Genomic DNA, 23,318 nt, shown 5'->3' with positions numbered 1-23,318 from the left:
CGCCGCGGCTCCGGGGGCGGTCAGCGCCGGTCCGGCCCCGGCACCGGAGGGTTTCCCAGCGTGACGTCTCCCATGGTGAGAGCCGCCGCGGAGCCGTGGTCGGCCCGGATGTCCACATTTCCGCCGACGGCCTGCCCACCCTCACTCGCCGATACTCCTGCCGAGGGATTGGACGCTGCTAGTAGTTGTTCCACCACTTGCTGGAGGGCGTCGGCGAATTCAGTGTCGCCCTCGGCCGCGTCCTCCAGCGCCAGGACCACTCGCTGACCGGTCCGGGGACGCGGCTCCTGCCGTCCGGCTTCCGCCTCGTCCGAAAGCCGTGCCAGCGCCGGATCGTTTCCGAGTTTGCGGCTGACCAGGTCGTGCAGCCGATCCATTCCCGCGTCCAGCCCCCGGTCGACCTCCTGGTCCGCGCGTCCGGCCACCCGCCGCGCTTTCCGCACCGCCCAGGCGAACAGGTATCCGACCGCGATCTCCAGACCCGTCATTCCGGTACCTCCCAAAGCACCGTTCCCATCTCCGGGTAGTGCATCTCACTGTACGGCCGTGCCGCGGGAAACCCGCTCGTGCTCGCGGGCTTTACGGTTATGGCTTCGCCTTGTCGGGCAGGAGAGCGGCGAACCGGGGTTTCAGCAGGTCGCGGATCTCGGCGTAAGGGGCGCCGAAGTCCATGTTGCAGCCCATGCCCCCTCCATTCAGGATCGACAACGCAGGGGCGCCGGTCTCGGCGTCCCGCGCCAGCACGACCCGTCCCTGCGCGCCCCGGCCGAGCTCGCGTTCCTCGACGAAGCCCGCCAGCCGCCAGTCGGCATGACCCCTCCCGGGCGTCCGCCGTCATCCGGAAGCCGGTTCACGACCGGACCCGGACAGGGCCGTCTCGAACACACCCGGCCAGGTGGATCCGGGCACCGCCGACTCTCGCGCCCCTATCCTCCACAGTGCGAGCTCCGACCCCTGCTCGCTGCGTCAGATAATGAAGGGCCCATGATGGACGAGACGCCTTACCGGAGCCGCAGGCTGGTGCTCAAAGACCATGTCGGGGTCGCCGATGTGAACGCGTTCGCCGCCGCCCGGGATTGGACGGTGCTCGGCACCATCGAGCGCAATCCAGAAGAGGGAGTCTTCTTCGAAAAGAAATGGGCGGCGCGGGCAGGAGTGTCCGTACATTACATCGTGGACGAGTTCTTGGGCGAGCGGTACATGATGGCCATCAGCCAGCACGGGGACCCCGACCAGGAACTCGCCGACCTGAGCGCCGGTCTCGACGCATGGTCCCGCGATGAGGCCCTTTTCCTGTTCGACGCGAGTGTCTACGGGGCCGACAAGGAGCGCGCGGTACGGCTCCTCGCGGCGATCTCCCCCGCTTCGGTAGACCAGTCGATCGTGGAGCGCATCACCAAGGCGTCCGAGAGCCGACACAACGGCGTCCGGCTCGCAGCGATCTGGGCCATGGCATACGCGGACTGGCCCGAGTACCGGGCAACACTGGCGTCCGTCGCCGCTCGCGACACGGAGGAGGAGATCCGTCAGGCCGCGGAGTCGATCCTGGAAGACTGGAAGGAGACTGATCCGCCGTCCCCCGCCCCTCCGGCTTAAGACCGTTAGCGGAGCGGGATTTCGATGCCGTATTCGTCCTTGGGCCGGGGGCCGTGGATACGCCTTTCGGCTTCGGTGATGGCGACGTCGTTGATGCTCGCCTCGCGGCGTCGCATGAGTCCGCGCTCGTCGAACTCCCAGAGTTCGTTGCCGTAACTGCGCCACCACTGGCCTTCCGCATCGTGCCACTCGTACTGGAAGCGGACGGCGATGCGGTTCTCGCGGAATCCCCACAGGCTCTTGCGCAAGGCGTAGTCCAGTTCGCGTTCCCATTTGCGCGTCAGGAAGGCGACGATCTCGTCGCGGCCGCTGACGAAGGTGTCGCGATTCCGCCACACCGAGTCGGGCGTGTAGGCCGACGCCACGCGTTCGGGATCGCGGGTGTTCCACGCGTCCTCGGCCGCCTAGACCTTCTGCAGGGCCGTCTCCCGGGTGAACGGGGGGTAGGGCGGACGATCTTCTGGCATGGCGGCCTCCTCGCGTTGAGAACGATCGTTCTCTACCGATGGGCGCTACGCTAGAGAACGATCGTTCTCAATGTCAAGGAGGCGCGGATGCCCGCCCCGATCACCGAGGAGCAGACGCGGTCCGACCGGGAAGCCCTGCTCGACGCGGCGGAAGGGCTCTTCTACGGGCGCGGGATCCAGGCCGTCGGGATGGACGACGTCCGGAGGGCGTCCGGCCTGCCGCTCAAGCGGATCTACCGGATCTTCGCCGCCAAGGAGGACCTCGTCGTCGCGATGCTCCGACGGCGCGACGAGCGCTGGAGGAACAGCCTGACCGTCCACGTGGAGCGGGTCCCCGATCCCCGCGACCGGGTCCTCGCGGTCTTCGACTGGCTCGCCGAGTGGTTCGCCGAACCGGGCTTCCGCGGTTGCGCCTGGGTCAACGCCCACGGCGAACTCGGCCCGTCGTCCCCGGCGGTGCTCGCCGAGGTCCGCGCGCACAAGCGGGCGTTCCACGCGCAGATCGCCGCCTGGGTCCGGGACGCCGGATCATCGGCGGCCGAAGCGGTCTTCCTGCTCGCCGAGGGGGCCATCGTGACCGCCGGTATCACCGGCGACCCCGTCCCCGCCCGTCACGCACGCGCTGCCGCCGCGACGCTGCTCGATACGAACGCGCCGTCCAGCGCTTCCTAGAGACCGGCGGGATACCGCGTCGACTACACGCAAAAGAGAACGCCCCCGTCGCGTGACGGGGGCGTTGGCGGGTGAGGGCGCTGTGCAGGGGTCACCGCTTGAGCGCCTTGACGAGGCGGGCGCGGCGGGCGTTGCGCGCCTCGGCCTGCCGCTCGCGTACGCGGTCGGCGATGATGACCCGGCTGATGTCCATGCTGTACATGTCCTGCTCCTTGTCTCCGCCGGGCCCTCTTGGCCCGACATGTACAAGGTTCGCCCTAAGGCCCCGGGGCCCACATCGGGACAACGCCCTATTCGCACGCCTTAGGACGCCTTAGAGCCTCCTTGGTCGCCTTAGTCCCCGTGGCCTGCGGGCCGCCACGACGCGAGCACCGCCGGCATCGCCGCTCAGCCCACCGGGCTCCAATGCGCTGCCGTCCTGCGCTGGTTCCTTGGTGTCGGTGTATCGCGGGCGTATCGAAAATCCCATACGTCACCGCAACGGTCCTCCGTCTTCAGTGGAGGACCGGGGATTCGTCGATCAGGAAAGGTCCGTGATCATGGACTCGAATTCCGTACGTGGGTTCAACCGGCGGCGGCTGCTCGGGTGGAGCGGGTTGACGGCCGCCGGGGCGGTGGCGGCCAGCGCGCCGCTGATGGGCTTTCGATCCGCGGACGCCGTGGCCGCGGGACGGCGACTTCCCATCGGAACCGGCCCCGGCATCCCGCCGGCCACCCGTCCCGGCGGTGCCTACGACCGGTACGTGGCGAAGCTGGCCGCCGAGGGGAAGTTCTCCGGCGTGGTGCTGTTGTCGCACAAGGGCCGGACGGTTCTGTCGCGCAGCTATGGCATGGCCGACAAGGAGAAAGGGATCCGCAATCACGAGGGCACCGCGTTCAGCCTCAGCTCGGCGGGCAAGCCGTTCCACGCGGTGGCCGTCTTGCAGCTGGCGCAGCAGGGCAAGCTGAAGCTGTCGGACACGGTGGGCACCCACCTGAAGGGCTTCGCCAAGAACATCGCCGAGCAGGTGACCGTCCACCACCTGCTGTCCGGCACGTCCGGGCTCGAAAGTCCGGATGAGGACGTGCAACGCGTCTTCCAGAGCCGCGAAGAGGTGCACGAGTATTACGAGCAGCGGGCCCGGCAGGCGAAACTCGTGGGCGTCCCAGGCGTGCCCGACACCTCCCACGCGGAGGCGGAGGTCACCATTTCCGCGCTGATCGTGGAAGCCGTGGCCGGCATGACGTACTGGGACTACGTCCAGGAACACATCTTCCGGCGCTGCGGCATGACCGGCTCGGCGTTCTACACCCGGCCGCAATGGCTCACCGACGAGCACATCGCGCACCCCTATATGACGCTGGCCGACGGCAGCCAGGTCGATGCCGTGCGAAACCTGGACAAGAGCAGCTCGGACCCGAACGTGCTCGGCAAGAATCCGGGGCGCGCCTTCATCGATGCCCCCGGAGACGGCGGGTTCGTCACTGCGCCGGATCTGGTCCGGTTCGCGCGCGGGCTGAGCGACGGGACGCTGCTCGACCGGCCGTGGGCCGACGTGCTCACCGGGGCCAAGATCCCCCACGGACCGGCGTCGTTCGGGGCGTACGGGATCCCGATCTCCATCGTCAGCGGCCAGTGGATGTACCAGCGCGCCGGCGGCAACCCCGGCGTCGGCGCCAACTGGGACATCTACCCGTACACCGGCTGGGTCGGCGTCATCCTCGGCAACGGCGACGGCATGCCCCTGCAGGAGATGATCGGCCAGGAGATGCAGGCCATCACCGGAGCCTCGCCCGGCGACGGGGCCGGCGGCTGAAACAGCGCCTATTACTTCCTCGGGCAGCGTCAGGTTCGGCATCAAAATGATGGCAGCGCGTCCCTGAAGGGAAACCACAGGAAGCCATCGGCGAACGGGACCAGGGAAGGCATCGGAACGCCGAGCTGAACGGTTTCGGCGACGACCAGGCCGTACAACGTTCCCGCTTGGAGCCTGTCGGCGTATTCCCGTTGGAGCTCGACCGGATCGACGAGCCATTCCGGATCCCAGCCGACCATGGCGAGCTGGTATCCGCTGAGCTTGGCCAGAAGCCCGTACAGGCCGACGCCCAACTCGTCCAGTTCCTCGGGCGTCAGCCGCACCCGGGAGTGCCGGTCGATCGCCACATTGTGACCGACACCGACCGGAATGATCGACATCTCGAGAAAGGGTTGGTCAGCGGCATCGAGCACGGTGTCGACCAATGGCTCGTGCAGCGCCACCCGGTACGGGCCGGCGGGCAGCGGAGGGTGCGCGGCGACGACACGGCGCGCATCTTCGATGGCCGCATGGTTCTGCCCGTAGTTCAGCACGAGTTCGAACACGATCGCCATATTCACTCCAGACGTGACGGTCCCAGGTTCCATCCGTGCTGCCCTTGCGGCATTCCCTCCGATATCGGGTCGCGTGAGTTGGACGCCCGCTGGCACGCTGCCTTCATGGATAATGCAAAAGTACTGCTCATCGGAGGACGAGCCGGTGCCGGCAAGACGACGGTGGGGTGGGAGGTCTCGGCGCTGCTGCGCTCCGAGGGCGTCGCTCACGCGATCATCGATGGCGACTTCATGGGGCAGGTGCATCCGGCACCAGCGGGCCCCCGCAGAGACCGTGCGGGTGGCGACGGACGGACGGCTCGTCGTGGACATCGCGCGGGAGGTGGTCGCCGCCACCGGTTGGGCCGGGCCTCACTTCGCCGCCCCCGGATCGTGATCGTGTCGATGGGCTGGTCCGGGAACCGGCACGGCTCCCGGTGACCGGGAAGCACCCTGTCACCGCCTGAGGGGGGGCGGCTGTGATGGCCGTCACCGAAAAGGGTGACCCTGTGGGCGGGAGTGCGCATGATCAAGCTGGGGATGATGGCACCGTTCGCCGACGGCCTGATCACCTCGGGCGGGTTCCTGCGGGACTACGCGGGCACGCTCGAGGAGTGCGGCGTCGAGTCGGTGTGGACGGTGGAACACGTGGTCGTCGCCGCGGAGTACGAACCGCGGTACCCCTACTCCGAAAGCGGCCGGATCCCCGGCCCGCCGCAAGGCGTTCCGATGCCCGATCCGCTGGACACCATCGCCTTCATGGCCGGCGGGTCCGACGCCCTGCGGTTCGGAACCGCCATGGTGGTCGCCCCGCTGCACAGCCCGGTCGTCCTGGCCAAACGCGCCGCGACCATCGATCTGCTTTCCGGCGGACGGCTGATGCTCGGCCTGGGGATCGGCTGGCAGAAGGAGGAGTACGCCGCGGTCGGCGTGCCCTACCAGCGGCGCGGCGCCCGTCTCGACGAGTGCATCGACGCGATGCGGGCACTGTGGTCGCAATCTCCTGCCGGCTATCGGGGCGACTTCGTCGCGTTCCACCGCGTGCACTGCCTGCCGCGTCCCGCGTCCGGTGCGGTGCCCATCGTGCTGGGCGGCAACAGCGAACCCGCCGTCCGGCGAGCGGGCCGCGTCGCCGACGGCTGGTTCCCCTACACGATCGCGCCTGAGGAGTTCGCGCAGCGGGCTGACCTGTTGCGCGCCGCCTCCGCCGGCCGCACCGTCGAAGTCACCGCATGGCCCGGGAGTTGCGATCCGGGACGTGAAGGGGATCCGGACTTCGTCCGCCGGTACGTCGAGGCGGGCGCCACCCGCATCGTGATCGCACCTCGCCTCGGAGGCCCGCGCCCGGAGAGCCTGCTCGGGCCGCGTGGGCTGGACGCCCTGCGCGACCAGATCGACCGTTACCGCGACACCGTGCTGGACAAGCTGTGACCGGGGTTCTCGACACCGTCGTCCTGCCCGAGCCGACGGTCGAAATGTGGCTGCGCCGCTGGCGCGGCGAGTACCTACCGGGCGCCCGGGAGCGCGGGCTGCGGTTCGAGCGGATGTGGCGCTGTTACACCGGCCCCGAGCAGGTCACCGTCTACCTGTTGTGGTCCCTGCGAACGCCCTACGACTTCTACGCGATGCGCGCGGCGGCTGCGGCCGATCCGTCGGTGACGGAATTCTGGGCCGCCACCGACGCGCTCGCCCACGACCGCGAAAGGCGCGTCCTGGAGGAGGTTCCATGTCCCGCTGGGTGATCCTCACTCCTCCGGAGACGACGGTGCCCGGCGCCGACGGCGGCCCCGATCTGCCGGGCAGCGTCGGCGGTCGCGGCGCGCACTGGGATTTGGCCTGCGACGCCGCCCCCGACATACCGGGAGCCGAAGCCGTCGAGCTGTCGCGGATCGCCACCGCGCATGTCGAATTGACCGGACGGCGCATCAAACGCACTCTGCTGCTGACCGTCCGCCCCGGCACTTCGCCCGACACGATCGTGTCTTTCGAGGCCGACCTCATGGCGATGCCCCGCCACATTCCCGCCATCCGCTCGTGGGCGCTGAGCCGGGCAACCGGCCGCTGGACGCACGCGTGGGAACAGGAGTTCGCCGACGAGGACGGGCTCAACGGGCAGTACCTCCTCCACCCCTATCACTGGACATACGTGGACCGCTGGTTCGACACCGAACTGCCGACGGCGATCGTCGCCCCGCGCCTGGCCCACCTCTACCGCACCGCGTCCGGCCCCGTCCTCACCGCATCCCGCTTCTGAGAGGCAGAGCAGCCGGGAGCGATTGGACGATCTCCAGGGCGAGCGTCCCGACTTCGTTCGATGGGCCCTGAGCTACAAGGTCGCGCCAGCGGGTCAGCGGTGGCCGCTCGCCCGTCGTCCAAGGGCGGCGGTGACGGGTGATCGGTCACCAGCTTTTTCCCAAGGCGCTGCGGGCTGAGGAGTGATAATCTCATATCATCTACCGTCCGGAATACGAATGGCGGGCGCAATTCGATGTACGAGGCAGAACCGGCGGAAGCTTGGCTCGATGATGCGAGCAACATCTTGGTCGCGCCTTCGATGCCGCGAGACCATGATCTGATTAGGGACTTTTTCGGGTCCGTGGTCACGCAAGAGGAGCTTGCTTCTGGTTCCGTCGACCTCGCGCGGAAGACCGTCTACCTGTGTGGCGATGTATCCGAAATCAGTGACCGTCACCTGCATGCGGCGGACCGGGTATTCGTTATCCGGGAACTCTCACACGGGTACGACGAAGCTTGGCCGCTCGTCGAGCTCGGTCAGGTTCCCATCCGCGTACATGGGGCCGGCGTGTACTATCGCCGCTTCTTCGATCTCGGCTCCGATCACTTCAACCGGATCCGTGCCGAGCATGCGTTCCAGTCTCTGACGGAGTCCACCAAGCCTGGAACGGCGCATCGCAGCGGAATCTACCTGACGCCGGTCACGCGAAACGGCGACGAACTGCATTTCCGCCTGCTCCGGTGCTCCACGAATCTTTCCGGGCCGACCGAGGGCTTCCGCCCGACCGACACGGGCATCGTCGAGGCGCTGAACCGCGAGGCCGCCACCGTCTTCCGCAACCAGGCGCCGCTCAATCACGTCCTCGCTCAGATCTACCACAACACCCCCGCCACGGCCGAGCGCAAGCAGTCGAAGGCCAAGATCTCGGCCCATGCCGACAAGACCAAGGACATGCCCGTCAACGGCATCATGGCCTTCTGCACCTTCTATGACCGGCTCGACAAACTGCGACCACTGGCCGGAGACGCCTTCGACTACGGCGTGAAGGGCGTCAGCGGGCTGACCAAGCTCCACTTCCGCCTCAAGGAGCCGACCGGAGAACGCGACGACGCAATGTTCCCCCCGCAGTTCACCGTGACTCTCTATCCCGGCTCTGTGTTCTTTATGCCGCTGTCCACCAACCGCCTGTACACGCACGAGATCCGGCCCTCGATGCTGGACGCCGGACTGCTCCCGACTCGCCTGGGATACGTCGTGCGCTGTTCGAACGCCGAAGCCGTCCACAAGAACGGCGACACGTTCCTCAAAGTGGACGGAGATCTGGTGAGGCTGGAGCCGCCCACCCCGGAAGGCATGAACGACCTGCGCAGACTGTACGCCGAGGAGAACAAGATCACGTCCTTCATCGACTACGGCGACGCGTTCTTCTTCAGCATGAACACGGGAGACTACATTGCCCCCCGGACCTAGCATCTCGGCTGAGGTCCTCTCGTACGCCTTGCCGACCGAGGAGGACCTCTTTGCTGAACTGTCCGCCTCCGTTCGTTGGGAGGACGTGGATAAAGGCCGGCGTGGCGCCGTGCTCACCAGGATCGACGAGGCGAATCGCGTGCCTCTCGTACGCACCACCACTCGATACAGCAGCCCGGCGCAGCGTTTCCGGGCGGTGCACGAACGGCTAGCGCAGCGGATTCAAGAACAGGCGGCGCTTCCGGTCGGCTTCAACAACGCCCTGATCGAGAGCTACACGAACGCTTACAAGACCATGAGCAGCCATTCCGACCAAGCTCTCGATCTGGCCGACGGGTCGTTCATCGCCGTCTTCTCCTGCTACCAGCATGCCGAGGCGAACCCACCGAGGAAGCTGATCGTCGAGTCGAAGGCGGCCAGTGACGAGAAGCTCGAGATCCCTCTCACCCACAACAGCGTCGTCGTATTCTCCACCGACGCGAATCGACACCTCAAGCACAAGATCGTGCTGCCCCCGTCCGTCCAGGCAGCGGACGACCAATGGCTCGGCGTGACCTTCCGGACGTCAAGTACTCTGCTTCGGTTTCACGACGGCCATGCACTCCTCCCCGAAGGTGCGCGCCTCACGTTGGCCGACGATGAGCAGAGCCGCGAGTTCTACCGGCTGCGGCGCCGCGAGAACAGCGAAACGGACTTCGCCTATCCCCCGCTGACGTACACCGTCAGCGAAAGCGACCTGATGCCGCCCGCCTGATCCGCGGCTAATCGAGTGCCGGTGAGTGCTCGGCTGGTCGGCGTCCCCAGGCGGAGATCAGCGGCGCGAGTGTCAGGTCGAGTTCGCCCGCGTGGACGGCGGCCAGATGGGCGTCGATCTCGGCGTCGTCGGCCAGGCCGGCGGCGAGCAGCTCGCCGCGCACGTGCCGGATGGTCGCGGCCTCGAGCCGATCGCAGGCCGGCCCGCCGACCGGGAAAGAGCCCGCCGCGGCGACATCCACCAAGCCGGCATCACGCAAGGCTCGCGGCAACGTCCGGCCGTAGCGCAGGTCCGCGCCGCGGCGCGTCAGCAGTTCCCGGACCGCGTCGCGCAGCCGGTTGGCCCGCCGCTGCGCCGGTCCGCTGTCGTCCAGGCATGCCAGTGGCTGCAGAGCGGTATCGGCGTCCTCGATCAGCAGCCAGCCGCCGGGCCGTAGTGCCGCCGCCATCGTGGCCAGCGCCCGGGCCCGGTCGGGTACATGCACCAGCACGAGCCGGGCGTGCACCAGATCGAACGTCCCCGGCTCCGGAGGCGGATCAGCGGCGACGTCGTGCCGGCGCACCTCGTACCCGGCGCCTGCCTTGAGCCACGACGGGTCGATGTCCGTGGCCAGGACGTATCCGGTCGGTCCGACGGCCGCCGCGAGCGCCTCCGGAATACTGCGGCCACCGGCCCCCACCTCCCAGCAGCGCGAGCCGGTCCCGACGCCCAGTCGTTCGACGTGCCCAAGCGTCACACCGTCGAACAGCTCGGCCAGCCAGACGAACCTCTCACCCGCCTCGGCGCGCGCGTTGTCCAGCAGGTACCCGCGGGCGGAAGCCGCTTCTCCGGTCATCGCTATATGATCACCTCCCCCAACCGCGAGCGCCACGATTTGACGGGTTCGAAGCCCCGGCGGGTGCGTCCCGGACCTGCACAAGGGCATCCGAGATGCCCCGCGTGTCAGTTCGTCGCCGTGGTCGGTCAGGCGCGGTCCTTGCCGGGTCCGGGCGTCGGTCGGTCGCGGTGGCCGCCGGAGACCTGGGTGTAGCCGGCCACGATGGCCTCGAGTTCGGCGGGGGTGATCACGTCCTCGATGCGGTCGAAGCCTTGCGGGGCCCGGCGCTCGACCTCGTCGATGACCTGTTCCGGGCCGCCGAGCCGGTTGCGGAGGACGATCTGGGTGGTGGCGGGGAGGCGGTCGCGCTCGTAGGCGAGCAGGGCTCGGGCGGGGTCGGTCTGGGTCGCGAGGTGGGCGCTCAGGTTCACCGCGTCGAGGATGGCCTGGCCGGCGCCGTTGGAGCCCATCGGGTACATGGGGTGGGCGGCGTCGCCCAGCAGGGTGACCCGGCCGTGCGTCCAGCGGGGCAGGGGGTCGCGGTCGCACATGGGGAACTCGAACCGGTCCCGGGTGGACGCGATCATGGCGGCGTGGTCGAACAGGTCGCAGGTGAAGCGCTTGACGTGCGCGGCCAGGGCCGCCGGCTCGGCTGGACGCGTCCAGTCCTGCTCGTCGGGCGGCGGGTCGCCGGGACGGCCCGTCAGGACGCCCATGGCCCAGTTGGTCAGCCTGGTGCCCGGTGCCGTGCCCGCCGCGATCGGGTAGACGACCAGCTTGGCGGCGTTGCCTCCGGCGATCACCATGGTCCGGCCGGTGCCGAACTCGGGCCAGTCGGTGGCGCCGCGCCAGGTCATCATGCCGCTCCAGCGCGGTGGCCCCTCATCGGGGAACAGGGTCGACCGGGTGGTCGAGTGGATGCCGTCGGCGCCCACGAGGACGTCCGCGCGTGCGTGCGAGCCGTCGGCGAACCGGGCGGTCACGCCCTCGGCGTCCTGCTCGAAACCGACCAGGCGGTGACCGGTGCGCACCGCGTCCGCGCCCAGCCGTTCGAGCACCGCGCGGTGGAGCAGGCCCTGTAACCGGCCGCGATGCACGCTGATCTGCGGGTGCGCGAATCCGGCGGCCACACCGCAGGGCCTGCGCATGATCTCCTGCCCCAGCCGGTGGGTGTAGATCAGCTCACCGGTGCGCACCCCGATGCCGTCGAGCCGGTCCAGCAGCCCCACCGCATCGAGTTCCCGGACCGCGAACGGCAGCGCGTTGATCCCCACGCCGAGCTCCCGGATCCGCTCACCGCGCTCATGGACCACGCAGTCGATGCCCTCGGCGTGCAGCCGCAACGCGGTGAACAACCCGCCGATCCCGGCTCCCACGATCATCACCTTCACGGCTCCTCCTTGTCCTCACCGAGACTGTCGCGGCCGCCACTCGGCGATCCATCGGGTGGGCGGTCCGCGGTTCTCGAGCGAAGTGAAGCGGTCATGACCAACCGTGTGCCAAAGCGGACGATCGCCAGAGCGACCACACCGGCCAGGCCGAAAAGCACGAGGCGCAGGGTGGGCGTCCACGGCCAGCCGGGGCCGGACGTGCCGAGATCGGCGGCGGGGTACTCCAGGATCTTGCGGGTCCACCTAGCCGTGGGCCTGTCGAACGTGCGGGCCATGGAACGCAGCACCGGGTCGAACGCGAAGCCCGGCCGCCGGTGCGGGTATTCCAGCGGGACGCCGGCGCGGCGGGCGGCGGCTGCGATAGCGGGGTCGGGGTTCCCCGCGGCGGTGGTGCCCGGGACCATCAGCCGGTCGACGTCGTCTCCGATGTCGGCGAGACGTCTCCGCGGAACGAAGGTCAGCCCGTGCCGTGACCGCACGGTGGCCGTGGACGCGATCGCGACCGTCCGGGCGGCCTTGACCTCGGCATACGGGCTGAAGATCGAGGCGAGTTCGAGTTCGCCGACGCCGCCGGTGAGCACCACCCCCAGCTTGCTGGTGTTCGAGCGGAATCCGAGGTTGAGCAGGTGCACGATCGCGTTGGACGGGGACAACCGCGATTCCGGCATGCGCGCGGGCACGCCGGGAGAGTAATGGCGCCAGCCGACGGTCCGGGCGGCCGCGGCGGCGGTGTCCGTGCCGGCCAGCCGCTCGATCACCCGCAGCGTCCCGTCCACCGAGGACAGCAGCCCACCCGTGGTGATCACGTTTCCGTCGTCGATGTAGCGGACGCCGCGCCGCCAGTGCACCGCGGGATGCGCGTCCTGCAGGCCGGAGAGCCGGTACCAGTGCGTGGTGGCGTCGCGGCCGTCGAGGAGACCGGCGTCGGCGGCCAGCCGCGCCCCGGTGCACACGCTCAGCACCAGCCCGCGACTCGCGGTGCTCCGCAGCCATCCGATGACGCGGCGATCGCCGTCCTCGTCGGACGGCATCTCCGGTACCACGGTGACGTCCGGCGCTCTGCCGCCCAGCCGCGTGCTCAGTTGCGCGAAGTCCAGGTCCGGGACCAGGTCCAGCCCTCCGAGCAGCGGCACGGGCCGGCGTTCGGGTGCGACCGTGTAGACGTTGAACCTTCCCGTGCTCGCCAGAACGTCGTACGGGACGAGGGTGTCGGCCACGTTGGCACCGGCGTTGCCGACTACGACCACCACGGTGGGCTTGCCCGGAGCATGCGCAGGCGGAGCCACTGCGGGGAGTTGCCTGGCCGGTGGCGGCGCGTACCTGTAGGAAGCAAAGCCCCGCGCGCTGACGAGGAACTCCACGCCCGGGACGAGGAACAAGGCCGCAAGGACGACCAGCCCACGGCCGAGGATCCGCAAGGCCCGCGCGCCCTGTTTCTTTCTTACGCCGTCACCCGGCTGCCGCCGCGAACCGGCCCGCCACCACCTCGGAAATCGCATGACCCACTCCTACGAACTGGCCACAGCGGTGAAAGTCATAGGCGCTGCGGAAAGCCTGACTGAAATGCGCGGAACTGCGGGTTCGCCGCCTCGCGCTCTGGAGGTTCAGCGCGCCGCCCAGCGCCACGGTCAGGACGACGTCGAGGGCCGGCGCGGACAGCCGGCCCGCCTCAGGGCTGGCGTGTTGCCCGAGGCTCGATCGCATCGCGGTCACCGGCTCTTCGCCGTGAACGTCAGATGGGTGACGCCCGAGGGCGTCGAGACCGCCTCGATGTCGAACGCGTCCTCCAGCGACTCCAGGCCGTCCCAGAGCCGGACACCCCGGCCGAGCAGGATCGGGACCTGCACCACGTGCATGTGATCGACCAGCCCCTCGGCGAGGAAGTCGCGTACCACCGACGGCCCGCCGCCCAGGCGCACATCCTGGCCACCGGCCGCCTCGCGGGCCCGCTCGAGCGCCTCGGCGGGCGGGGCGTCCAGGAAGTGGAACGTGGTGCCGCCCTTCATCTCGATCGACGGCCGCGGCCGGTGGGTGAGCACGAAGACCGGGGTGTGGAACGGCGGGTCGGCGCCCCACGCGCCGTGATAGCCGGGATCGTCCTGCCAGCCGGGCGGACCGAACTTGCCGGCGCCCATGATCTCGGCGCCGATCCCGGGCCCGTGCAGTGCGGCGACGGCGTGGTCCGCGCCGGTGCTCCCGCCCGGGCCACCGCCCATCTGATGCCAGAAACGGGTGGCGAACATCCACTCGTGCAGGCGTTCGCCGGCGTGCCCGAACGGGGCGCCGGGGGCCTGACCCGCTCCGGTGGCGAAGCCGTCGAGCGAGATCGAGAAGTTGTGCACGCGAACATCGGACATGCGGTGCTCCTTCAATGATCAAAGCCCCGGCCGGCATCCGCGAATGACCGGTGTCTTTCCGGGGGTGACCTCACCATCGAAGACCGATTCGCGAGCGGCAACGAAACGTGGCGACAATGTCCGAAAACTTGGTACTCCTGTCGCGGCGGCATAGGGTCCTGAGAGTGGACGAACGGCTGATGGTGGTCGTCGGATACGACCGGGCGCAGTTGCTCGACATCGCCTGCGTGACATCGACGTTGAACGAGGCGAACTGGGGCGCCACCCCGCCCTACGAGGTGCTCCTCGCGACCCCGGGCGGCCGGGCGATCACCTGCACCGACGGGATGACGCTGCACGGGCAGGAAGCGCTCGAACGGCTCAAGGGCCCGCTGGACACGCTGATCGTGTCGGGCGGGCTGGGCTACCGCGAGGCCGCGGCCGACCCCCGCTTCGTCGGACATGTGCGCCGGCTGGCCAAGGAGAGCCGGCGGGTCGCGTCCGTGTGCACCGGCTCCGCCGTGCTGGCCGCGGCCGGGCTGCTCGACGGCAGGCGCGCCGCCACCCACTGGATGTGGGCCGACGAGATCGCCGCACGGTACCCGAAGGTCGTCTTCGACCCCGGCCCGATCTACATCCGCGAAGGCAACATCACCACCTCGGCCGGCGTCACCAGCGCGCTCGACCTGACGCTCTCCTTCATCCAGGACGACCACGGGCCGGAACTGGCACGCGGCGTGGCGCAACTGGTCGTGACCTACCTGCAGCGGCCGGGCGACCAAGCGCAGATGAGCATGTTCGTCGCCGCCGCACCGCAGCCCGAGCACAGCCTCGTCCAGCAGATCACCGACCACGTCGCCGGCAACCTCGACGGCGATCTGAGCACCGCCGCCCTGGCCCGGCTGGCGGGGGTGAGCGAGCGCCACCTCACCCGGCTGTTCCTCCAGCACCTCGCCCACACCCCGGGACGCTACGTACGCCAGGCCCGCACCGAAGCGGCCGCCCACCTGCTGGCGACGACGACGCACCCGATCGCGAGCGTGGCCCGGCGCTGCGGATTCGGGACGGCAGAGACGCTCCGCCAAGCCTTCATCGACCAGTACGGAACCGCGCCCTCGCGCTACCGCGCAGACCACTCGACGCGACACACGGCAGGGAACCAAGCCAGAACACCGTGACCCCGCCGCCCCATCCGTCGGACGGCGCACGAAATCACTCAGCCTCGCGGACCCTTATCAGTAACCTTTCTCGAAGAGGCTGGAGGGAGCCAGATGGGCGCGCTGCTCTACTACCCGTTCGTGGTTCCGCCCCCAGAGGTCATTTACCAGTCGCTGCTGTACTGGGACGGCTTCGCGTCCGTCGTACCGCAGGAAAAGCGGTTTTACGACCGCGCCGTTCCCGCACCGCTGAAAGAACTCGGCGACCGAGGGCTCTACCGACCGCTCACCGTACGCGCACCCCTTTACGGAGCGGACTGGCGCTCGACCTGGGCGAAGGCGCTCAGCTCCCAATTGCGGCGGATGGCCGTCCAGCCGGGGGTCCGCACGGAGCCCGCGTTCCACATGTGGCCCACCAAGCTCCCCAACCGGCTCGAACGGGAACTCCTCCGGCTCCGCCTCGCCACCTGGCCTGACGACAGCGGCCCCATCGTGGTGCCGAGACCGGTCGGAGAACTGATCATCGCGACGCTCGCGCGGGAGATCGCCGTCGATCTCGAAGAGCGAGCGGACGGCGCCCTCTACCCGTACACCGACAGCCCGACCGCACGTCGGCAGACCATGCACATGACGGTGCGCGGCGATCGCGAGGCGGCTTGGGAGGTGGAACTCGGACGCGTCCTGCCGACGCCGGCGCCCACCACCTCGCTTTCCGATGTCCTGGCCTTCCGCGAACGCCATGCGGACGAGCGCGCACGCCTGATGCGGGCCGTGCATCGGCTCCTCGGAGACCTGCGCCGGGACTACGAGCACCCTTCCGACGTCATCACCGAACTCCGAAGGGAACTCGACGAAGCGGCCAAGGAGCACCGGTCCGCGGGCCGGGCCGCCGGAATCGCCTGGGCGAGCCGGTCCGTCGCGGCCACCGTGGGCGTCGCCGCAGCCGCCCTTGGAGCCCTGGTGGTTCCCGATGTCGGCTGGTTGATGGGAGCGGTAAGCGGTTACGCCATCAACATCGCGACCCGGGAGATCCGCCCGATGCTCGCCTACCGGCCGGAACGGGACGACTTCAGTTACCTCCACAAGGTCCGGAAAGAGCTGCAATAGACCCGCTGACCAGGCGAAGGTGAAGCATCGCGGCCAGGCGCTGGTCGGGGTCGGTGAGGTCGAGGCCGGTGGGCGCGACGGCGCGGCGGATGCGGCGGCGCTCCTGCACGTCCACCCGAACACGCTGCGGCACCGCGTCCGGCGCGCCGCCGACCTCTCTCTGGACGACCCGGAGGAGCGGCTCGTCGCGCTGCTCCAGCTCCGCCTGACGACGGCCTCGGCGCCGCTCTGGCCCGGCGCCGTCACCTCATCGAATGAGGCGATGTTTCTAGTCGTCCTTGACGATCTTGCATTCGATGCCCGCGGGTCCGATCGGAGCTTGCGCCGCGGTGGTTCCCGCGAAGGCCTTCGTGCCCCGGACGTCGAAGGTCTGCAGGCCGATCCGCTGGCGAGAGGCCGCGTCCAGAACCTCGACGGTGACCGCGTACCTCGTCGCGTTACCCGTGATCGTGCCGCTGATGGTCACCGTGCCCTGCGATCCGTTCGTGTCCACCTGGCATTCGACGTGGGTGCTGTAGTTCTTCGGGCCGAGGGACTGGGTGCTCGCGCCTGGCGTGCCGGTCAGGTAGAGCACGCCGAGCACTCCCAGGAGCCCCGCCACGGCCAAGGTGACGATCAGGAAGGTCTTCCGCCTGGGACGCGCGCGCGAGCCGTAGTCGTCTTCGGCCATGGTCCACTCGTGAGTCGGCATCGCTGTCCCGTCACCCTGATCGATCCTGCTCGGCGAAATCTGCGCAGGTCAGCATATAGCTCAACACGTGTGGGTTGATCTTGTCGGCCCGGTCCCGGGGACCCCGCCGACTGCGGCACGTTCTAGCCAAGAGGCCCGGTCAGGCGCGCATAGAGATTCGCCAGGCCGGGCGGGGTGTAGGGCGGGGGTGTGGAGTGGCGCTCTCCGGCGGCCGGGGGCGCGAACACTCCAACCGGATAGAAGAAGACCCGGCGTTCGGCGTCGTCCGTGCGCAGGTACACCTCCCAGTAGCGCAGCGATGCGTGCAGGGAGATCTCGGTGACGTCGTCCCAGGCGTAGCGCCAGCGGCGCAGCGCGCCCACGATCGTGACGCCCTGGTCGTCGACGATGGCGCGGCCGCGCAGCGCGGCGACGGCCGTCACGAGGGCTGCGGCGAGGACGGCCAGAAGGATGATCGCGCCGAGCGTCTCCAGGTACGCCAAACCCCGGAGCAGTGCTCGCATCAGCAGACCGGCGCTGACGGCCAGGAACACCACCAGCACCGCCATGATCAACAGATACCGGTAGCAGCGCACGGTTCGTCGTTCCATGCGGCAGATGTCTAGCACGGACCCGCGGCACCGGCCCCGCCCGTGCCCTGGGCCGCTCGAAGGGCGGCCGTCCGGTCGCGGTCAAGGTCATCCACCCGAACCTGGCGGAGGACGCGCAGTTCCGGCGGCGGTTCGAGGCGGAGGTCGCCGCGGTGCGGCGGGTCGGGGGCATCCACACCGTCCAGGTGGTGGACGCCGACGCCGACGCCGACCCGCCCTGGCTGGTGACCGAGTACATCGCTGGGCCGACGCTGCACGAGGCCGTCGGCGAGCACGGCGCGTTCTCCGCGGCGGCGGTCGCGGCGCTCGGCGCGGGCCTGGCCGAAGGGCTGATGGCGATCCACGAGCGGGGCGTCGTCCACCGGGACCTCAAGCCCGGCAACGTGCTGCTCGCGCAGGACGGGCCCCGCATCATCGACTTCGGCATCGCCCGCGCGCTCGATGCCACCTCGCAGACCACCCGCACCAGCGTGGTCGGCACGCCCGGGTTCATGTCGCCCGAGCAGTTCCGGGGCCGCGAGGTCGGGCCGCCTAGCGACATGTTCTGCCTGGCCGCCGTGCTGGCCTTCGCCGCCACCGGACGGCGGCCCTTCGGCGAGGGCCCGATCGAGGCCCTCGGCTACCGCGTCGTCAACGAGGATCCCGACCTGTCCGGCGTGCCGGAGCCGCTGCTCCCGCTGATCGCGTCCGGTTTGGAGAAGGACCCGCAGGACCGGCCCGGCCTCGACGTGATCCTCGAACGCTGCTCCGCGCTCGCCGAGGGCGAGGACGCCCCGCTGCCCGAGGCCGTCAGCACGATGATCGCCACGCGGGTGGCCGAGACCGAGGTGCCGGCGCCTCCGCCGCGGGACGTCCCAGGGAGCGGCCGGCGGGTTCCACCGCTCGGACGGATGAAGCTACCGGTGGCCGCTGCCGCGGTCGTGGGCGTCCTGCTGGTCGCCTTCGCCGCCTGGGCCATCATCGGGGACGGCGGAAACGCACCGGTGTTTCCTTGACACGAAGGACGCCAACGAGAACTCGGTCGCCATCGACAACTCGGATCTGATGACGTCGTGGCCGTGCGGGGACGGCTCCGCTCCCGGGGACTACGACTTCGTCCTGCGCATCACCGCGTACACCAGCGGTGCCTGCCCGCCGGGCGGCAGAAGGGTCCACTGGGAGATCCGGGGACGCACCCTCTGCACCCGCATCGTCTGACCCCTCGCCGCCTCCTGCCGGACGGTCGGTGACGGCCTGATTCGTGACGGCCGGTGGCCGCGGGCCGCCGCGTGGTCGGCCGCTCTGGAATCTCGCAGGCACCGAGATGGTTGACGCCGGTGTGAAGAAGATCGGTTTTCTCTCGTTCGGTCACTGGAGCGACGTCGCGGGCTCGCGGACGCGGTCGGCGGCGGACGCACTGCTGCAGTCGGTCGATCTCGCCGTGGCCGCGGAGGAACTCGGCGCCGACGGCGCCTACTTCCGGGTGCACCATTTCGCCAGGCAGCTGGCCTCTCCTTTCCCGCTGCTGTCCGCGATCGGCGCGAAGACGTCCCGCATCGAGATCGGCACCGGCGTGATCGACATGCGGTACGAGAACCCGATGTACTTCGCCGAGGACGCCGGCGCCGCCGACCTGATCTCCGGCGGGCGGCTGCAGCTCGGCATCAGCCGGGGATCGCCGGAGCAGGTCATCGACGGATGGCGGTACTTCGGGTACGAGCCGCCCGAGGGCGACACCGACGCCGACATGGCGCGCAAGCACACCGAGGTACTGCTCACGGTGCTGCAGGGCAGGGGCTTCGCCCAGCCGAACCCACGCCCCATGTTCCCCAACCCGCCCGGGCTGCTGCGCATCGAACCGCATTCCGCAGGGCTGCGCGACCGCATCTGGTGGGGCTCGAGCTCCAACGCCACCGGCGTGTGGGCGGCCGAGCTGGGCATGAACCTGCAAAGCTCCACGCTCAAGAACGATGAGACCGGCGAGCCGCTGCACGTCCAGCAGCGCAAGCAGATCGAGGCCTACCGGCAGGCGTGGAAGGACGCCGGACACCGGCGCGAGCCGCGTGTCTCGGTCAGCCGCAGCATCTTCGCGCTGACCAGCGATCTGGACCGCGCCTACTTCGGCCGGAACGCCGACTCGGGCGACCACATCGGAATGATCGACGAGAACACCCGGGCGGTCTTCGGACGCTCGTACGCGGCCGAACCCGACGTGCTGGTCAAGCAGCTCGCCGACGACGAGGCCATCCAGGCCGCGGACACGCTGCTGCTCACGGTCCCCAACCAGCTCGGTGTGGACTACAACGCGCACGTCCTGGAGAACATCCTGACCCACGTGGCACCCGAACTCGGCTGGCGCTGAGGGCGCACCCGACCCCGTCCACCACGGCACGACCGCCCGGCCGGATCTGCGGCCGGTGCGGCGCGCCGGCGGTCATCCGGCCAAGAGGACGACGATCACGAGCGCCAGCAGCACGAGGGGCACGAGAGCGAGGATCGCGAGTTGGAGCAGGCAGCCGCGCTGCTTCACGGTGCCGGGGGCTCCGATGGTGCCCGCCAGGTACAGCGCCGCAGGGCCGCGGTACTCCAGCTCAGCCGGCTGCTCCGGGGTGAGGACCGTGGCGGCGACCCCGACCTGACCGCCTCCCTGTGACACGCTGACGTGCACTGGCCTATCCGCCGGGATCTCGAAGGCCGCACTCCCCCAACCCTGGTGGTAGTGGGCGCCGTCGACGCCGACGGTGAGGCCCGCCTTGGCGACCACCCCGCGACGTGTGTGGAGGCGCAGGACCCGCGTGGGCCCGTTGTGGTCGCCGACGTACGGGATAGGCGTCTCGCTCATGCCCGCCATCGATACCACGGGCCCCGCTACCGAACCACCCCCGCGCGCCACCATCAGCACGCCCCGCCCCCGATGCGGAACCGGAGTCGCGCAGTTCGGGCACGAACGTCCGGCGTCCCGGAAAGATCCCCGGCAGAATTCTCGGGAGGCGGTGTCGGATCGGGACATCGGCGTTCGTAGCAAGGGTGAGGCACCGACCACGGAGCCTCGGCAGAGCCGGAACCACAATGGCGAGGACGGGAACGATGACCGATTCAACGGCGAACGGCGGAACCAAGCCCTTCAGGTTCGGGGTCGTCGCCCCGCTCAGGACGGACCTGCCGACGTGGCGAGAGCGGCTGCGCCGTATCGCGGACAGCGGATACTCCACGCTGCTGATGCCCGACGTCCCGCAGTGGCAGCCGGCGCCGGCGCCCACGCTGGCCGTCGCGGCCACCCTCACCGACCTGCGGGTCGGCAGCTGGGTGTACGCCTCCCCGCTGCGCCCGGCTTGGAGCACCGCGTGGGAGGCGCACTCGCTGTCGGTGCTCACCGAGGGTCGCTTCGAGATGGGCATCGGCACCGGCCGGCCCGGCATCGAAGACGAACTCCGCGACCTGGGACTGCCCGTCGTCCCACCGAGCGAGCGGCTGACCCAGATGCGCGAGACCGTGACGGCGCTGCGGGATCTCGACGGGCCCGACCTGCACACGCCGGTGGTGATGGCCGTGCGCGGGCCGAAGGCGCGGGCGCTGGCGGCCGACCTCGCGGACACCGTCGCCATCGCCCTCATGCCGGGAGACGAGCGGGACGAGATCACCCGGGTGGTCCGCGACTTCCGCACCCGCCTCACCCGGGACGTCGAACTCGCCCAGCACGTGGCGGTGATCGGCGACGCCGTCGCGCCCTTCATGGCGTCCCCCGACACCGACCCCGCCGCCCTCCACGCCGCGGACTCGCTGGCGGTACTTCCGGAAGACCCTGCGGCGGCCGTCGAGGAGATCCAGCGGCGGCGCGAGGAGCTCGGCTTCTCCTACTTCGTCTTCGGCGCCGACTTCGCCGACACGCTCGCCCCGGTCGTTGCCGAACTGGCCGGACACTAGCCCCGCGGCCCGGCAAAGGGGTGGCCGGTCAGGCAGCGGAACATCATCAGCGGTGGGTCGAGGCGAATACTGGGAGCCGGACAGGCCGGGAGGACACATGCTGGTCAAGGAACTTCAGACGCCTGCGCTGCTGGTCGAGCGGGCGGTGCTCCGGCACAACCTCGACACGATGAGCGCGGCGCTGCCGGGGGCGCGGCTCCGGCCGCACGTCAAGGCGCACAAGTGCACGAGTCTGGCCCGGCTCCAGCACGCCAACGGGCACGCCGGCTTCACGTGCGCGACGATCCGCGAGGTCGAGGCGATGGCCGCGGCCGGGCTCGGCGAGGACCTCCTGCTCGCCAACGAGGTGCTCGACACCCGCCGCCTGGGACGCCTCGTCCAGGACGGGCATCGGGTGACGGTCGCCGTGGACTCCGCCGAGACGATCGAGGCGGCCGCCGCCGGCGGAGTCCGCGAGGTCATCATCGACGTCAACGTCGGGCTGCCGCGCTGCGGCTGCCCGCCCGCCGACGCCGGCCCCCTCGCCGACCTCGCCCGCAAGACCGGACTGTCCGTACGCGGTGTCATGGGCTACGAGGGGCACCTCATGCTCGTGCAGTCGCAGGACGAACGCCGGGAACGCACCGGACAGGCGATGGAGCTGCTGCTCGCCGCGAGCGCCGACGTCGGCGGTGACCTGATCAGCGCCGGCGGCACCGGCACCTACGCCGTCAACACCTGGGCCACCGAGATCCAGGCCGGCTCCTACGCCCTGATGGACACCGCGTACGGAGAGCTCGGACAGCCGTTCCAGCAGGCCCTGTCCGTCCTGGGCCGGGTCATCTCGGTGTCACCCGAATGGGCCGTCGTCGACGTCGGGCTCAAGTCGCACAGTCTCGACCAGGGCCTCCCGAGCATCGACGGCGCCAAGGTCTGGTTCTGCTCCGACGAACACACCACGTTCAGCACCGAAGACGGCACCCGACCCGCGGTAGGCGACCTCATCCGCGTGCTCCCCGCCCACGTCGACCCGACCGTGACCCTCCACGACACCCTCCACCTGGTCGACGGCGAACAGGTGATCGAGCGATGGCCGGTCGACATGCGCGGCTGGCAATGATCGTCGCCCTGCCGACGGAGCGTTTCGAAACCGACGGCCTCGGTGTGCGCTGGGCGGCCCAGGCGTTGAGTTCGCTGGTCAGGCTGTAGGAGGTGGCCCCCTTGAGGTGAACCTCGGCGAGGGCCGGGACGGCGCGCCGCGGCGCGATCCCTGCGCTGACCCGCACGACCGAACGCCGCCATCCCAAGCTCCATTCTAGAACTAGATATTAGAAAAACGTTCCAATACCCTGGATTCATGGGCCGCACGGAGGGACGAGCGTGAGCTGTCCCGCGCACGTCGACACCGACCGTCCCCACCTCGCCGCTGTGCCCTCGCGCAATGCCTGGTGGACGTTGTCGGTGGTGACGATGGCCAGCGTTCTAATGGGCTTGGGCGGGAACTCGCTCAACGTGGCGCTGCCCGCGGTGGTCCGGCATTTCCGCGCCGGCCCGGTGCAGGCGAGCTGGATCCTGCTGTCCTTCATGCTGGCCAACACGGTGCTGATCATCGTCTTCGGCCGCTTCGCCGACATGTTCGGGCGCCGGGCCATGTACCTGGCCGGGCTCGCCGCCTACACACTGGGGAGCCTGCTGCTCGGCCTGGCGCCCACGGCCTGGACCGTGGTCGGGCTGCGGGTGCTGCAGGCCGCCGGCGCCGCGATGCTGCTGGCCAACAGCGCCGCCATCCTCACCGACGTGTTCCCCCGCCAGCACCTCGGCCG

At 69.6% G+C, this 23,318-nt stretch carries 26 protein-coding genes and 2 pseudogenes; 17 read left to right on the top strand and 11 right to left on the bottom strand.

Annotated elements, in window-relative coordinates:
* Positions 1–20: 20 nt before the first annotated feature.
* Entirely contained in the window at positions 21–488 is a 468-nt protein-coding gene (locus AB0C78_RS34235; protein ID WP_360756124.1) for a hypothetical protein, read from the bottom strand.
* 496 nt (positions 489–984) lie between these two features.
* Between AB0C78_RS34235 and AB0C78_RS34230 the strand changes: the two genes are divergently transcribed.
* Positions 985–1,596 carry a HEAT repeat domain-containing protein gene (locus AB0C78_RS34230; protein WP_360756122.1) on the top strand — a complete coding sequence of 204 codons (612 nt, stop codon included), beginning with the start codon at positions 985–987 and terminating at the stop codon, positions 1,594–1,596.
* Between the two features lie 5 nt (positions 1,597–1,601).
* On the opposite strand, the pseudogene AB0C78_RS34225 reads toward AB0C78_RS34230, so the two are convergent.
* Positions 1,602–2,063 (bottom strand): annotated as a pseudogene (locus AB0C78_RS34225) (nuclear transport factor 2 family protein).
* 87 nt (positions 2,064–2,150) lie between these two features.
* Here AB0C78_RS34225 and AB0C78_RS34220 point away from each other — a divergent pair.
* Both AB0C78_RS34220 and AB0C78_RS34215 read left to right on the top strand, forming a co-directional pair.
* Positions 2,151–2,735, top strand: coding sequence for a TetR/AcrR family transcriptional regulator (locus AB0C78_RS34220; RefSeq protein WP_360756120.1), 585 nt, complete (start codon positions 2,151–2,153; stop codon positions 2,733–2,735).
* 497 nt (positions 2,736–3,232) lie between these two features.
* Positions 3,233–4,531, top strand: a complete 1,299-nt coding sequence (locus AB0C78_RS34215; RefSeq protein WP_360756118.1) for a serine hydrolase domain-containing protein — start codon at positions 3,233–3,235, stop codon at positions 4,529–4,531.
* A 41-nt stretch (positions 4,532–4,572) separates the two neighbouring features.
* Here AB0C78_RS34215 and AB0C78_RS34210 read toward each other — a convergent pair whose 3' ends face one another.
* Positions 4,573–5,085, bottom strand: a complete 513-nt coding sequence (locus AB0C78_RS34210; protein WP_360756116.1) for a hypothetical protein — start codon at positions 5,083–5,085, stop codon at positions 4,573–4,575.
* A gap of 504 nt (positions 5,086–5,589) precedes the next feature.
* On the opposite strand from AB0C78_RS34210, the gene AB0C78_RS34205 reads away from it, so the two are divergent.
* The 5 genes from AB0C78_RS34205 to AB0C78_RS34185 all read left to right on the top strand — a co-directional run bounded on the left by AB0C78_RS34205 (position 5,590) and on the right by AB0C78_RS34185 (position 9,524).
* Positions 5,590–6,495: an LLM class F420-dependent oxidoreductase gene (locus AB0C78_RS34205; RefSeq protein ID WP_360756114.1), complete on the top strand. Its 906-nt coding sequence runs from the start codon at positions 5,590–5,592 to the stop codon at positions 6,493–6,495.
* Positions 6,492–6,806, top strand: coding sequence for a hypothetical protein (locus AB0C78_RS34200; RefSeq protein ID WP_360756112.1), 315 nt, complete (start codon positions 6,492–6,494; stop codon positions 6,804–6,806). The genes AB0C78_RS34205 and AB0C78_RS34200 overlap by 4 nt, the downstream gene beginning before the upstream one ends.
* The gene (locus AB0C78_RS34195) at positions 6,791–7,318 is read left to right on the top strand and encodes a Dabb family protein (RefSeq protein ID WP_360756109.1); all 528 of its coding nucleotides are present in this window, start codon (positions 6,791–6,793) and stop codon (positions 7,316–7,318) included. The genes AB0C78_RS34200 and AB0C78_RS34195 overlap by 16 nt, the downstream gene beginning before the upstream one ends.
* Before the next feature lie 234 nt (positions 7,319–7,552).
* A complete protein-coding gene (locus AB0C78_RS34190) occupies positions 7,553–8,770 on the top strand; it encodes a hypothetical protein (RefSeq protein WP_360756106.1) in 1,218 nt (405 codons plus the stop codon).
* A gap of 28 nt (positions 8,771–8,798) precedes the next feature.
* Positions 8,799–9,524: an alpha-ketoglutarate-dependent dioxygenase AlkB gene (locus AB0C78_RS34185; protein ID WP_360756103.1), complete on the top strand. Its 726-nt coding sequence runs from the start codon at positions 8,799–8,801 to the stop codon at positions 9,522–9,524.
* Between the two features lie 7 nt (positions 9,525–9,531).
* Here the strand turns inward: AB0C78_RS34185 and AB0C78_RS34180 are convergent, their stop codons facing one another.
* From AB0C78_RS34180 to AB0C78_RS34160, 5 genes are all read right to left on the bottom strand, one after another.
* Positions 9,532–10,359: a methyltransferase domain-containing protein gene (locus tag AB0C78_RS34180; protein ID WP_360756100.1), complete on the bottom strand. Its 828-nt coding sequence runs from the start codon at positions 10,357–10,359 to the stop codon at positions 9,532–9,534.
* A 128-nt stretch (positions 10,360–10,487) separates the two neighbouring features.
* Positions 10,488–11,723, bottom strand: a complete 1,236-nt coding sequence (locus AB0C78_RS34175; RefSeq protein WP_360756245.1) for a flavin-dependent oxidoreductase — start codon at positions 11,721–11,723, stop codon at positions 10,488–10,490.
* Between the two features lie 5 nt (positions 11,724–11,728).
* Positions 11,729–13,231 carry a DJ-1/PfpI family protein gene (locus AB0C78_RS34170; protein ID WP_360756097.1) on the bottom strand — a complete coding sequence of 501 codons (1,503 nt, stop codon included), beginning with the start codon at positions 13,229–13,231 and terminating at the stop codon, positions 11,729–11,731.
* A complete protein-coding gene (locus tag AB0C78_RS34165) occupies positions 13,182–13,445 on the bottom strand; it encodes a hypothetical protein (protein ID WP_360756095.1) in 264 nt (87 codons plus the stop codon). The genes AB0C78_RS34170 and AB0C78_RS34165 overlap by 50 nt, the downstream gene beginning before the upstream one ends.
* Positions 13,442–14,089, bottom strand: a complete 648-nt coding sequence (locus AB0C78_RS34160; protein WP_360756093.1) for a dihydrofolate reductase family protein — start codon at positions 14,087–14,089, stop codon at positions 13,442–13,444. Before AB0C78_RS34160 ends, AB0C78_RS34165 begins: the two co-directional genes overlap by 4 nt.
* Before the next feature lie 164 nt (positions 14,090–14,253).
* Between AB0C78_RS34160 and AB0C78_RS34155 the strand changes: the two genes are divergently transcribed.
* The 3 genes and pseudogenes from AB0C78_RS34155 to AB0C78_RS34145 form a co-directional block, all read left to right on the top strand.
* Positions 14,254–15,246, top strand: a complete 993-nt coding sequence (locus AB0C78_RS34155; RefSeq protein ID WP_360756090.1) for a helix-turn-helix domain-containing protein — start codon at positions 14,254–14,256, stop codon at positions 15,244–15,246.
* Positions 15,247–15,339: 93 nt separating this feature from the next.
* Entirely contained in the window at positions 15,340–16,332 is a 993-nt protein-coding gene (locus AB0C78_RS34150) for a hypothetical protein (protein ID WP_360756087.1), read from the top strand.
* A 91-nt stretch (positions 16,333–16,423) separates the two neighbouring features.
* A pseudogene (locus AB0C78_RS34145) lies at positions 16,424–16,540 on the top strand (helix-turn-helix domain-containing protein); the annotation flags it as partial.
* Between the two features lie 60 nt (positions 16,541–16,600).
* Here AB0C78_RS34145 and AB0C78_RS34140 read toward each other — a convergent pair.
* Both AB0C78_RS34140 and AB0C78_RS34135 read right to left on the bottom strand, forming a co-directional pair.
* A complete protein-coding gene (locus AB0C78_RS34140; protein WP_360756251.1) occupies positions 16,601–17,002 on the bottom strand; it encodes a hypothetical protein in 402 nt (133 codons plus the stop codon).
* Between the two features lie 143 nt (positions 17,003–17,145).
* A complete protein-coding gene (locus AB0C78_RS34135) occupies positions 17,146–17,613 on the bottom strand; it encodes a PH domain-containing protein (RefSeq protein WP_360756085.1) in 468 nt (155 codons plus the stop codon).
* Between the two features lie 47 nt (positions 17,614–17,660).
* Here AB0C78_RS34135 and AB0C78_RS34130 point away from each other — a divergent pair, with 47 nt between their 5' ends.
* The 3 genes from AB0C78_RS34130 to AB0C78_RS34120 all read left to right on the top strand — a co-directional run bounded on the left by AB0C78_RS34130 (position 17,661) and on the right by AB0C78_RS34120 (position 19,954).
* A complete protein-coding gene (locus AB0C78_RS34130; RefSeq protein WP_360756243.1) occupies positions 17,661–18,608 on the top strand; it encodes a serine/threonine-protein kinase in 948 nt (315 codons plus the stop codon).
* 49 nt (positions 18,609–18,657) lie between these two features.
* Positions 18,658–18,810 (top strand): hypothetical protein, encoded by a 153-nt coding sequence (locus AB0C78_RS34125; RefSeq protein ID WP_360756083.1) that lies wholly within the window; start codon positions 18,658–18,660, stop codon positions 18,808–18,810.
* Between the two features lie 121 nt (positions 18,811–18,931).
* Positions 18,932–19,954: an LLM class flavin-dependent oxidoreductase gene (locus AB0C78_RS34120; protein WP_360756240.1), complete on the top strand. Its 1,023-nt coding sequence runs from the start codon at positions 18,932–18,934 to the stop codon at positions 19,952–19,954.
* Between the two features lie 72 nt (positions 19,955–20,026).
* On the opposite strand, the gene AB0C78_RS34115 is transcribed toward AB0C78_RS34120, so the two are convergent.
* Positions 20,027–20,434 (bottom strand): hypothetical protein, encoded by a 408-nt coding sequence (locus AB0C78_RS34115; RefSeq protein WP_360756081.1) that lies wholly within the window; start codon positions 20,432–20,434, stop codon positions 20,027–20,029.
* 245 nt (positions 20,435–20,679) lie between these two features.
* On the opposite strand from AB0C78_RS34115, the gene AB0C78_RS34110 reads away from it, so the two are divergent.
* From AB0C78_RS34110 to AB0C78_RS34100, 3 genes are all read left to right on the top strand, one after another.
* Positions 20,680–21,516 (top strand): LLM class flavin-dependent oxidoreductase, encoded by an 837-nt coding sequence (locus AB0C78_RS34110; protein WP_360756079.1) that lies wholly within the window; start codon positions 20,680–20,682, stop codon positions 21,514–21,516.
* Between the two features lie 97 nt (positions 21,517–21,613).
* Positions 21,614–22,615 (top strand): alanine racemase, encoded by a 1,002-nt coding sequence (locus tag AB0C78_RS34105; RefSeq protein ID WP_360756077.1) that lies wholly within the window; start codon positions 21,614–21,616, stop codon positions 22,613–22,615.
* A gap of 260 nt (positions 22,616–22,875) precedes the next feature.
* Positions 22,876–23,318, top strand: a 443-nt coding sequence (locus tag AB0C78_RS34100; RefSeq protein WP_360756074.1) for an MFS transporter, incomplete at its 3' end; no start/stop codon positions are given.

This window comes from Actinomadura sp. NPDC048394 (assembly GCF_040651755.1).
GTDB lineage: Bacteria > Actinomycetota > Actinomycetes > Streptosporangiales > Streptosporangiaceae > Spirillospora > Spirillospora montaniterrae.
The sequence above is the reverse complement of the archived record's forward strand: the minus strand, read 5'-3'. Positions and strand labels throughout refer to the sequence as shown.